This window comes from Sphaerisporangium fuscum (assembly GCF_018531465.1).
GTDB classification, from domain to species: Bacteria; Actinomycetota; Actinomycetes; order Streptosporangiales; family Streptosporangiaceae; genus Sphaerisporangium; species Sphaerisporangium fuscum.
In genome coordinates this window covers 23,354-33,759 of record NZ_JAHDTF010000058.1, presented here as the reverse complement: position 1 = coordinate 33,759, position 10,406 = coordinate 23,354, and the positions used below count along the sequence as shown (strand labels likewise).

Below are 10,406 nucleotides of genomic sequence, written 5' to 3'. Positions count from 1 at the left end.
CTGTTCCAGCAGGGCGTCGAGCCGCTGCGACACCGTCGACCTGGCCAGGCCGGTGAGCTGCATCAGCTCCGCCCGGGTACGGGCGCGGCCGTCGCGCAGGATCGTCAGGAGCGCGCCTGCGCCGGCGCTCTCGGAGATCACTTCGGCATTCCCCCCTATCACTAACGATGATCTCACACCTAGTTATGACGACAGAACGGTAACTTATGCTTGACCGTCGTCGAAAGACCGATTTAACATTCGCGACATGACCCAGAAATTGCTCCCAGCAGCAGAAGTTAGAGCTGGGATCGTCGGAACTGGCTTCATGGGACGTGTCCACGCCCGCGCCGTCCGGCAGGCGGGTGCCCGGCTCGTCGGGGTGGCCGGGCGGAGCGCGGCGCGCGCCGAGCAGGCCAGGCCGCTGCTGGGTGCGGACCGCGCCTACAGGTCGGCGGACGAGCTGATCGAGTCGGGTGACGTGGACGTCCTGCACATCTGCACGCCCAACCACCTGCACGCGCCGCTCGTGCTCAAGGCGCTGGACGCCGGGCTCGCGGTGGTGTGCGAGAAGCCGCTGGCCACCGACGCCGACACCGCGGCGCTCATGGCCGGGCGGGCCGAGCAGGCCGGAGTGGTCGCGACGGTCCCGTTCGTCTACCGCTTCCACGCCATGATCCGCGAGGCACGGGTCAGGATGGCCGACATCGGGTCGGTGAGCCTGATCCAGGGCGGCTATCTGCAGGACTGGCTGCTCGAACCCGTCGACGACAACTGGCGGGTCGACCCCGAGCTCGGCGGCCCGGGCCGCACGCTCGGCGACATCGGGTCGCACTGGTGGGATCTGGCCGAGTTCGTGACCGGCGACCGCATCAGCCGGGTCTGCGGGCAGACCGCGGTGGTGGTCGCCGACCGCGTCACCCACTCGCCGGTGCTCACCGAGGACGTGGCGACCGTCCAGTTCGCCACGACCGGCGGCGCGCTCGGCTCGCTCACGGTCAGCCAGGTGGCCCCCGGTCGCAAGAACCGGCTGTTCCTCGAGATCTCCGGCACCGCGGCCAGCCTCGCCTTCGACCAGGAGCAGCCCGAAGTGCTGTGGTTGGGTGAGCGCTCCGGCTCCCGGACGCTGCAGCGGGACCCGATGACGCTGTCGGCCGCGGCCCGGCCGTACTCTCCGCTGCCCGCGGGCCACCCGCAGGGCTACCACGACTGCTTCGAGGCGTTCGTCGCCGACACCTACGCCGCGATCGCCGGCCGGGCGCCCGACGGCCTGCCCACCTTCGAGGACGGTGCTAGAGCCGCCGCGATCAGCGCCGCCGTGCTGGACTCCGCGCGCGAGGGACGGTGGGTCGAGTGCTGAAGATGACGGGCATCGGCAAGAGCTTCCTCGGCGTCCGGGTCCTCAAAGGGGTGGACCTGGAGGCGGCCGCGGGCGAGGTGCACGCGGTGGTGGGCGAGAACGGCGCCGGCAAGTCGACGCTCATGAAGATCCTCGCCGGGGTGCACACCCCCGACGAGGGGACCATTGAGATCGACGGGCGGAGCGTGGCGTTCGGGCATCCGGTCGAGGCGCAGCGGGCCGGGGTGGCGATCATCTACCAGGAGTTCAACCTGCTGCCGGAGCGGACGGTCGCCGAGAACGTCTTCCTCGGCCGGGAACCGGTCCGGCGGGGGCTGGTCGACCGGTCGGCGATGGAGACGGCCACCGGCGAGCTGCTGCGGTCACTCGGCGAGGAGTCGTTCGGGCCCCGCGACCTGGTCCGGCGGCTCTCGGTGGCGCAGCAGCAGGTCGTCGAGATCGCCAAGGCACTGTCGCTGAACGCGCGGATCGTGGTGATGGACGAGCCGACCGCCGCGCTGGCCGACCACGAGGTGGAGTTGCTGTACACGCTGGTGCGGCGGCTCACCGCGCGGGGCATCGCGGTCCTGTACATCTCGCATCGGCTCCGGGAGATCTTCGAGCTCGCCGACCGGATCACCGTCCTGAAGGACGGCGCCCGCGTCGCCACCGCGGCGGCCTCGAGCCTGGACACCGCCGCTCTGGTGCGCCTGATGGTCGGCCGGGAGCTGGACTCCTACTTCCCGCCTCGTGCGGTGGAGCCCCCCGGTGAGGCGCTGCTGAGCGTACGCGGCGGCGGCAACGCCAAGTTGCGCGGCATCGACCTCGACCTGCGCGCGGGCGAGATCGTCGGGCTCGCGGGGCTGCAGGGGTCGGGTCGTACCGAGCTGGCCAAGGCGTTGTTCGGGGCCGAGCCCTTCACCAGCGGAGAGATGACACCCTGCCGTCCCCGCTCGGCTCGTGAAGGCATCGCAGCGGGCATCGGCCTGGTCACCGAGGATCGCAAGGCCGAGGGACTCCTGCTCAACCAGCAGGTGCGCGACAACGCCCTGCTCGTCGCCCGCGCCGCCAGGCGGCCGCGCGCGGGCGTCGACCGGCTGCTGGAACGCGTGCGGCTCAACCCGCCCCGGCCGAAACAGGAGGTCCGGTTGCTGTCCGGCGGCAACCAGCAGAAGGTCGTGCTGGCCAAATGGATGATCGTCGCGCCGCGTGTCCTGCTGTTCGACGAGCCGACCCGCGGGGTCGACGTCGGCGCCAAGGCCGGCATCCACGACCTGATGCGTGAATTGGCCCGCGACGGCATGGCCATCCTCATGATCTCCTCCGAGCTTCCCGAACTCATCGGCATGAGCGACCGCATCGTCGTGCTGCGCGACGGCCGCATCGCCGGAGAACTGCCCGCCGGTTCCACCGAGGAGGCCGTGATGCACCTGGCGGCCGCGTCATGACCCAGCAACTCAAGCTCCGGCGCGTCCCGGCGGAAGGTTCGGTCCTCCAGCGGCTGTCGGCCGACCGGCCCGCGCGCGCCGTCTATCTGGCGCTGGCTCTGCTGGTCGCGCTGGGCTGGGTGCTGTTCGCGCTGGACGGCGGCCAGTTCCTCAGTCAGGCGAACATCGTCGGGATCCAGCAGCGGTCGGCGGCGCTGGGCATCGTCGCGGTCGGTCAGACCGTGGTGATCCTGGCCGGCAGCCTGGACCTTTCGGTGGCCTACCTGATCAGCCTGACCTCGCTCGTCGCGGCCGAGATCATGACCGGAAGCGGTGCGAACGTGCTGCCCGCGGTCGCCGCGGTGCTGGCGGTGAGCGCGCTCGTCGGGCTGGTGAACGGGCTGATCGTCACCCGGCTGCGGGTGCACGCCTTCATCGCCACGCTCGGGATCGCGCTGATCATCCGGGGTGCGCTGGACGAGCGGTACGACGGGCCGGCGGGAAGAGTGCCGGCTTCGTTCCAGCATCTCGGGTACGACCGCATCGGGCCGCTGCCGGTTTCGGCGCTGCTGTGGGCGGCGGTGGCGGTGGCGGTGTGGTTCCTGCTGAGCCGCACGCGCCTGGGGTACCGGATCTACGCGGTGGGCGGGGACGGCGAGGTGGCGCGGCTGTCGGGCGTGCGTACCGAGCGGGTCGTGGTCGCCGCCCATGTGCTCTGCTCGGTCTGCGCCGGGATCGCCGGCCTGTTGCTCGCCTCCCGGCTCGGCGCGGGCGCCCCGACGGTGGGCACCGACGGCGGGTACGACCTGGAGTCGATCGCCGCGGTCGTGCTCGGCGGCACGGCCCTGGCCGGCGGCCGCGGCGGGGTCGGCGGGACCCTCGGCGGCGTCCTGCTCCTGGCCGTCCTCGACAGCATCTTCAACCAGCTGGAAGTCAACTCCTTCGCCAAGGACGTCGTGCGCGGCGTGGTCCTGGTGGCCGCCCTGGCGATCTATGCCCGCAGGAGGCGGACGGCATGAGACGCGCGCTGCCGATCTTCGTGGTGCTGGCCGGTCTGCTGGTGGCGATCGCGGTCGCCAACCCGTACTTCCTGGAACCGCCCGCCTTCCTCGCCTTCGTCAAGCGCGCCGCGCCGCTGGTGATCCTCGCGGCCGGGCAGTACTTCGTGATCGTGTCCGGCGAGTTCGATCTGTCTGTCGGCTCCCTGGTCACGGCCGAGGTGGTGATCGCCGCCCGGCTCATCGACGGCTCCGCGGCGGCGACCTGGCCCGTGATCCTCCTGCTGATCGCTCTCGGGATGCTGACCGGCCTGGTCAACGGGGCCGTCACCACCAGGCTGCGGGTCCCGTCGTTCATCACGACGCTCGGCATGATGCTGGTCCTGTCCGGCGCGGTGTTCCTCTGGACGGGCGGCGCGCCCCGCGGCGCCCTGTCGCCGCAGTTCCGCGAGCTGGGCCGGGGCAGCCTGGGCCCGGTGCCCTGGTCGGTCCTGATTCTCATCGCCGCCGCGGCCGCCGCGATCTGGGCCATGCGCGCCGACTTCGGCCGCACGCTCGTCGCGGCCGGTGACAACGACCGCGCCGCGGCCCTGTCCGGTGTCCGCGTCCCGCGGGTCAGGACGGTCGCGTTCATGATCTCCGGGCTGTCCGCGGCCGTCGCGGCGATCCTGCTCGGCGGCTTCGCCGGCGTGTCCGCGCAGGTCGGCCAGGGCCTGGAGTTCCAGGCCATCACCGCGGTCGTGCTCGGCGGCGTGGTCCTTGGCGGCGGTCGAGGCTCCGTGATCGCCGCGATGGCTGGCGCCTTCACCCTGGAGGCGCTGTTCACCTTGCTCAACCTGTACGGCATCTCGGGGGCCTTGGAGCCGGCCGTGCAGGGGGTCATCATCATCGCCGCGGTGGCGCTGGGAGTCGTGAGTATCCCCCGCCGCAAGACCGCGGCCGCCTGACCCACCCCCAATGAAAGGAAATATCGTGCGATCAACGTCGCGGCAACTGCTCGCCGCCGCCGCGCTGGCCGGGCTGGTGCTGCCGGTAGCCGCGTGCACCAGCGATAAGCCTGCCCCGTCCGCCGCCCCCTCCGCCGCCAAGGTGGCCGATTCGGACGACAAGGGCACCGGAGCCCAGTCGAAGTTCTTCGTCCAGGGCGACTACGACGCTCAGATGGCGATGCGCAGGGCCCAGCCGACCGGCCCTGCCGGCAAGCCGTGGGAACAGAGCATCGACCCGCAGCTCATCGACACCGCCAAATACAAGAAGGCAGGGCCGTACCACCTGTGCTTCTCCAACGCCGCCGTCAACAATCCCTGGCGGCAGGTCGGGTGGAAGAGCATGCAGGCGGAGGTCGCCCTGCACAAGGAGATCACGAGCTTCACGGCGCTGGACGCCGAGGGCAAGGACGACAAGCAGATCTCCGACATCGCCGAGCTGCAGACCAAGGGCTGTGACGCGTTGATCGTCTCGCCCAACACCACCGCGACGCTGACTCCCGCGATCTCCGGCGCGTGCCCGAAGGTCCCCGTCATCGTGTTCGACCGGGGCGTGCAGACCGACTGCCCGGTCACCTTCATCAAACCGATCGGCGGCTACGCCTTCGGCGCCGAGGCCGCCGAGTTCCTCGTCAGCAAGGTGCCGGCCGGCGGGAAGATCCTGGCGCTGCGCATCCTGCCCGGCGTGGACGTCCTGGAGACCCGCTGGTCGGCGGCGAAGGTCGCCTTCGACAAGAGCGACCTCAAGGTCGTCGGCGTGGAGTTCACCGACGGTGACGCCGCCAAGACCAAGAGCATCGTCAGCGACTACATCCAGCGCTACGGCAAGATCGACGGCGTCTGGATGGACGCCGGCGCCACAGCCGTCGCGGCGGTGGAGGCCTTCGAGGATGCCGGGCAGCCCGTCCCGCCGATCAACGGCGAGGACCAGGAGGACTTCCTGAAGAAGTGGAGCGAGGCCAAGCTGACCGCCATCGCCCCGACCTACCCGACCTACCAGTGGCGCACGCCGGTCATCGCGGCGCTCAGGATCCTCAAGGGCGAGCAGGTGCCCAAGGTCTGGAACCTGCCGCAGCCGGCGATCACCCAGGACAACCTGGCCACCTATCTCAAGCCCGGCATGCCGCCGCTGCACTACGCGCTGTGCGGCTGCGAGGACCTGCCCGGCTACCCCCAGAAGTGGGGTGGCACGTCGTGATCGGCGTCAACACGTGGGTCTGGGTCTCGCCGCTCACCGACGACGCCCTGGCCGCGCTCGTGCCGCGGGTCTCGCAGTGGGGATTCGACGTGATCGAGCTTCCGGTCGAGCGTCCCGGCGACTGGGATCCCGGCAGGGCGGCCGACCTGCTGGCCGCGTTCGAACTCGGCGCCTCGGTCGTGCTCACGATGCCGCCAGGACGGGAACTGGTCGGCGCCTCGCCGCGGACCGTGCAGGAGACCCAGGACTACCTGCGGCACTGCGTGGACGTCGCGGTGACCGTCGGCGCGCCCGCCATCAGCGGCCCCGCGTACGCCTCAGTGGGCCGGACCTGGCGGATGAGCCCGGACGAGCGGCGCGCGATCTACGCCGAGCTACGAGAGAACGTCGAGCCGGTCGCCGCCTACGCCGCCGAACGCGGGGTGCGGATCGGGGTCGAACCGCTCAACAGGTACGAGACCAGTGTCATCAACACCGTCGAGCAGGCACTCGAGGCCCTCCCGGAGGAATGCGGCCTCGCGCTGGACACCTACCACCTGAACATCGAAGAAAAAGACCCCCTCCAGGCCGTCAGGCTGGCAGGCGCCAGAATCGCCCACATCCAGGCGAGCGGCACCGACCGCGGCGCCCCCGGCGACGACCACTTCAACTGGCCGGGCTTCGCCGCGGCCGTCCACGACACCGGCTACACCGGCCCGCTCGTGATCGAGTCCTTCACCGCCGACAACACGACCATCGCCACCGCCGCGTCCATCTGGCGTCCCCTCGCCCCGAGCCAGGACGCCCTCGCCACCCAAGGCCTGGCCTTCCTGCGCTCCCTCCAACACTGACCCGGAACGATTCCCGGCCCCGAGCCGCAAGGCCTTCGCCGCCCCGAAGGCCTGACATCCCTTCGCATTCCACGACGCCGACCACCACCGGTATCGCCCCCCTTGGAGACCCCCATGCGAAGATCACGACTGCTCCATGCCCTGACCGCCGCCTTACTGGTGCTGCTGTTCGCCGCGACACCGGCGGCGCACGCGGCGGCCCCGCAGTTCAAGGTGCTGCTGTTCACCAAGACCGCCCCCGGCGCCTACCGGCACGACTCCATCGACGCCGGGGTCGCGATGTTCCAGCAGCTGGCCACCGACAACAACTTCCAGCTCGACCGCAGCGAAGACGCGGGCGTATTCACCCCGGCAACCCTCAACACCTACGACGCCGTGATCATGCTGCAGACGTCCGGCATGGTCTGGGACACCGACGCCCAGCGCCAGGCCGTCCAGGACTACGTGCACAGCGGCCACGGCATCGTCGCGATCCACAACGCCGTCGACATGAACATCGACTCGCAGTTCCCCTGGTGGGACCAGGTCGTGATGGGCGGCGCCCACATGACCCAGCACTCCTCGATCGTGCAGGGCACCGCCAAGGTCGCCGACAAGGTCCACCCCTCGACCAAGGGCCTGCCGGACCGCTGGACGCGCACCGAGGAGTGGTACAACTTCGACAAGGACCAGCGCGGCGACGTCCACGTGCTGGTCACGGCCGACGAGACGACCTACGACGCCGGGCCGAACAAGATGGGCGCCGACCACCCGATCTCCTGGTGCCGCAACACCGAAGGCGGCCGGGTGTGGGCCACCGCGATGGGCCACCAGGCCTCCTCCTACTCCGAGCCCCTGTTCAAGCAGCACCTGCTGGGCGGGCTGAAGTGGGCCGCGGGCGCCGTGCCGGGTGACTGCGGCGGCACGGTGGCGGCCCGCTACCAGAAGGTCACCCTGGACGGGGCACCGGACCAGCCGATGGAGCTGGACGTGGCCGCCGACGGCACGGTCTTCTACATCTCGCGTTCGGGATCGGTGCACGCCATCCACACCCACGGGGACGTGCACACCATCGGCACCCTTTCGGTGTACGACGGCGGCGAGGACGGCGGGATCGGCCTGGCCCTCGACCCGAACTTCGCCTCCAACCACTGGATCTATCTCAACTACTCCCCCGCGGGCGGTGCCGAGGTCAACCGGGTCTCCCGGTTCACGCTCGACGGCGACACCCTCGACATGTCCAGCGAGAAGAAGATCATCGAGGTCCCGGCCTTCCGCAACGCCGACGAGCCCGGTCACACCGGTGGCTACCTCGCGTTCGGCCCGGGCGGCAACCTGTACATCGGCCCGGGCGACGACACCAACCCGTTCGCCTCCGACGGGTACACCCCGATCGACGAACGGCCGGGGCGCGAGCACTTCGACGCCCAGCGCTCCTCGGCCAACACCAACGACCTGCGCGGCAAGATCCTGCGCATCCACCCCGAGTCCGACGGCACCTACACCATCCCCTCGGGCAACCTGTTCGCGCCCGGCACCGCCAAGACCCGGCCCGAGATCTACGCGATGGGCTTTCGCAACCCGTTCCGCTTCGCCGTCGACAAGGACACCGGCTGGATCTCCGTCGGCGACTACGGCCCGGACGCCGGAGGCGCGAACCCCAACCGCGGCCCTGAGGGCACCGTCGAATGGAACCTGATCAAGCAGCCGGGCTTCTACGGCTGGCCCTACTGCGTCGGCGACAACATCGCCTACAACGACTACAACTTCACCACCGGCACCTCCGGCGCGAAGTTCACCTGCTCGGCACCGGTCAACGACTCCCCCAACAACACCGGCCTGACCAACCTGCCGGCGGCCAAGCCGGCCACGGTCTGGTACAACTACCACGCCTCCCCGCAGTTCCCCGAAATCGACTGCTGCGGCGGCGCGGCCCCGATGGGCGGCCCGTTCTACCACTACGACCCGGCCAGCACCTCCGATCGCAAGTTCCCTGAGTACTTCGACAAAACGCCGTTCTTCTACGAGTGGAGCCGCAACTTCGTCAAGGAGTTCCGCCTGGACTCCTCCGGCGACCTGTTGAAGATCAACCCGTTCGTCGCGCAGCTCGCGCCGCACGCGCCCATGGACATGAAGTTCGGCCCGGACGGCGCCATGTACCTGGCCGAATGGGGCAACGGCTTCGGCCACGCCAACACCGACGACGGCATCTACCGAATCGACTACGTCGCCGGAAACCGCGCACCCATCGCCAAGGCGAGCGGCACCCCGGACTCGGGCAAGGCTCCCCTGACCGTCGCGTTCTCCTCCGCCGGCTCGTCGGACCCCGACGGCGACGCGATCACCTACGCGTGGGACTTCGGGGACGGCGGGACCTCCACCAGCGCCAATCCGTCCCACACCTACGCCGCCAACGGCACCTACACCGCCAAACTGACGGTCACCGACACCGGGAAGAAGACCGGCAGCGCCACCGTGCCCGTCACCGTCGGCAACACCCGCCCCAAGGTCGTCTTCACGGCTCCGCCCGACGGCGGGTTCATCGACTTCGGCGACAGCATCAACTACACGATCAACGTCACCGACCCCGAGGACGGCGCCATCGACTGCTCCAAGGTCACGGTGACCGCCGCGCTCGGCCACGACCAGCACAGCCACGACACCGGCCAGTACACCGGCTGCTCGGGAACGGTCGCGACCACCGCCTCCGGTCATGACGCCGACGCCAACACCTACTTCGTCCTGTCGGCCGACTACACCGACAAGGGCGGCCTGAAGGGCACCACCAGCGCGACGCTGCAGCCCAAGCACAAGCAGGCCGAGTACTTCTCGAACTCCTTCGGGGTCCGGATCGTCGAGCAGGGCGCTGCCGAGGGCGGCAAGCGCATCGGCGACGTCTCCAACGGGGACTGGATCTCCTTCACACCGATGAACATGTCCGGGATCGACTCGGTGTCCTTCCGCGTCTCGGCGCCGTCCAACACCGGCGGCTCCATCGAGCTGCACGCCGACTCGCCGACCGGGACGCTCATCGCCTCCGGCCCGGTGCCGGGCACCGGCGGATGGGACACCTATGTGTCCCTGCCCGCCGTGAAGGTCACCGACCCCGGCGGCACCCACACCGTCTACGCGGTGTTCAAGGCGCCCACGGCGAACTCGTTCGACCTGGACTCGTTCACCTTCAACGGCAAGGGCGCCGCCACCGGCGGCAGCGGCCCGCAGGCCGGGCACACCTACACGCTCACGGCCGCGCACAGCGGCAAGCTCGCCGACGTCAGGGCACAGTCCACCGCCGACGGCGCCGCCGTCGTCCAGTGGCCGGCCAACTCCGGCACCAACCAGCAGTGGAAGGCGACCGACGCGGGCAACGGCACCTTCACGCTGACCGCCGTGCACAGCGGCAAGTGCCTGGACGTCAACGGCGCGTCCACCGCCGACGGCGCCCTGGTCCAGCAGTGGGGCTGCTGGGGCGGCGACAACCAGAAGTGGAGGTTCGAACCCGCCGGCTCGGGCGCCCACCACATCGTCTCGGTGGCCAGCGGCAAGTGCCTGGACGTGCCCGGCGGCTCGACGGCCGAGGATGTCCAGCTCATTCAGTACACCTGTAACACCGCCAGCACCAACCAGCAGTGGAAGCTCACCCAGATCAACTGACGTAGTTCCGGCCTGG

8 protein-coding genes are annotated in these 10,406 nt (G+C 70.1%); 7 read left to right on the top strand and 1 reads right to left on the bottom strand.

Features of this window, described 5'->3' with window-relative positions:
* On the bottom strand, positions 1-177 hold a 177-nt coding region (locus tag KIK05_RS49655; RefSeq protein ID WP_372455667.1), incomplete at its 3' end, for an ArsR family transcriptional regulator.
* A gap of 70 nt (positions 178-247) precedes the next feature.
* Between KIK05_RS49655 and KIK05_RS44820 the strand changes: the two genes are divergently transcribed.
* The 7 genes from KIK05_RS44820 (at position 248) to KIK05_RS44790 (ending at position 10,390) form a co-directional block, all read left to right on the top strand.
* Complete coding sequence (locus KIK05_RS44820; protein ID WP_214417040.1) at positions 248-1,339, top strand: Gfo/Idh/MocA family protein; 1,092 nt, start codon at positions 248-250, stop codon at positions 1,337-1,339.
* A 2-nt stretch (positions 1,340-1,341) separates the two neighbouring features.
* Positions 1,342-2,766, top strand: coding sequence for a sugar ABC transporter ATP-binding protein (locus tag KIK05_RS44815; protein WP_214417041.1), 1,425 nt, complete (start codon positions 1,342-1,344; stop codon positions 2,764-2,766).
* Complete coding sequence (locus KIK05_RS44810; RefSeq protein WP_214417039.1) at positions 2,763-3,764, top strand: ABC transporter permease; 1,002 nt, start codon at positions 2,763-2,765, stop codon at positions 3,762-3,764. The genes KIK05_RS44815 and KIK05_RS44810 overlap by 4 nt, the downstream gene beginning before the upstream one ends.
* Positions 3,761-4,690: an ABC transporter permease gene (locus KIK05_RS44805; RefSeq protein ID WP_214417038.1), complete on the top strand. Its 930-nt coding sequence runs from the start codon at positions 3,761-3,763 to the stop codon at positions 4,688-4,690. The genes KIK05_RS44810 and KIK05_RS44805 overlap by 4 nt, the downstream gene beginning before the upstream one ends.
* 25 nt (positions 4,691-4,715) lie before the next feature.
* A complete protein-coding gene (locus KIK05_RS44800) occupies positions 4,716-5,927 on the top strand; it encodes a substrate-binding domain-containing protein (RefSeq protein WP_308250416.1) in 1,212 nt (403 codons plus the stop codon).
* Positions 5,924-6,757: a sugar phosphate isomerase/epimerase family protein gene (locus KIK05_RS44795; RefSeq protein WP_214417036.1), complete on the top strand. Its 834-nt coding sequence runs from the start codon at positions 5,924-5,926 to the stop codon at positions 6,755-6,757. The genes KIK05_RS44800 and KIK05_RS44795 overlap by 4 nt, the downstream gene beginning before the upstream one ends.
* Positions 6,758-6,871: 114 nt before the next feature.
* Positions 6,872-10,390 carry a ThuA domain-containing protein gene (locus KIK05_RS44790; RefSeq protein WP_214417035.1) on the top strand — a complete coding sequence of 1,173 codons (3,519 nt, stop codon included), beginning with the start codon at positions 6,872-6,874 and terminating at the stop codon, positions 10,388-10,390.
* Positions 10,391-10,406 lie beyond the last annotated feature (16 nt).

What these genes read in the sequence shown, in the direction of transcription:
- KIK05_RS44820 (WP_214417040.1), top strand. Translation starts at nt 248, where the DNA reads ATGACCCAGAAATTGCTCCCAGCAGCAGAAGTTAGAGCTGGGATCGTC.
- KIK05_RS44815 (WP_214417041.1), top strand. Translation starts at nt 1,342, where the DNA reads ATGACGGGCATCGGCAAGAGCTTCCTCGGCGTCCGGGTCCTCAAAGGG.
- KIK05_RS44810 (WP_214417039.1), top strand. Translation starts at nt 2,763, where the DNA reads ATGACCCAGCAACTCAAGCTCCGGCGCGTCCCGGCGGAAGGTTCGGTC.
- KIK05_RS44805 (WP_214417038.1), top strand. Translation starts at nt 3,761, where the DNA reads ATGAGACGCGCGCTGCCGATCTTCGTGGTGCTGGCCGGTCTGCTGGTG.
- KIK05_RS44790 (WP_214417035.1), top strand. Translation starts at nt 6,872, where the DNA reads ATGCGAAGATCACGACTGCTCCATGCCCTGACCGCCGCCTTACTGGTG.